At 45.7% G+C, this 716-nt stretch carries 1 protein-coding gene; it reads right to left on the bottom strand.

Annotation, left to right across the window (positions count from 1 at the left end):
* Positions 1-575: methylmalonyl-CoA mutase family protein (locus tag HC175_RS15840; protein ID WP_235942643.1), on the bottom strand; the 575-nt coding region annotated here is incomplete at its 3' end.
* Positions 576-716: the final 141 nt, after the last annotated feature.

The raw sequence follows: 716 nt of genomic DNA on the forward strand, positions 1-716 counted from the left end.
ATCTTCATGGAAGGAGTAGGCGGATAGATATAAGTATTCCGCACCATGAACTCCTTTAAAATATCATTTTGGATAGTTCCTGAAAGTTGTTCGGGCTTTACGCCCTGTTCTTCGGCGGCCACAATGTAAAAGGCCAGGATGGGTAAAACTGCACCATTCATGGTCATAGAAACCGACATCTTGTCCAGCGGAATCTGGTCGAAGAGGATCTTCATATCTTCTACCGAATCTATGGCAACTCCTGCTTTTCCCACATCTCCTACCACGCGTTCATGGTCACTGTCGTAGCCGCGATGCGTAGGGAGATCAAAAGCAACAGAAAGCCCTTTTTGACCGGCTGCAAGATTGCGGCGGTAAAAGGCATTACTTTCTTCGGCGGTTGAGAATCCGGCGTATTGGCGAATTGTCCAGGGGCGGGAAACATACATGGTGCTGTAAGGGCCCCGAAGGTAAGGAGGTATTCCGGCAGCGAATTTTAGATGGGGCAGATCTTGAAAAGCATAGGAAATTTCAGGCCTTTCTGAATTTTCTGCTGTTGTTTTCAGCTCTAGATGCTGAAGATCCTTTCTGCCCATAATTTAGTTTTCGCTGTTAATTTCGTTCTCCTTCTTAAGTCTTTCCTGTTCTGTTTTCTCAGATAATCGTTTTTCAACCACCGGCTGAAGCAGGGTTTTTCTTGGCTTGTGCTTTACAAAAGGATAAAGCTCCAATTCCTC

Source organism: Salinimicrobium oceani (assembly GCF_012037645.1).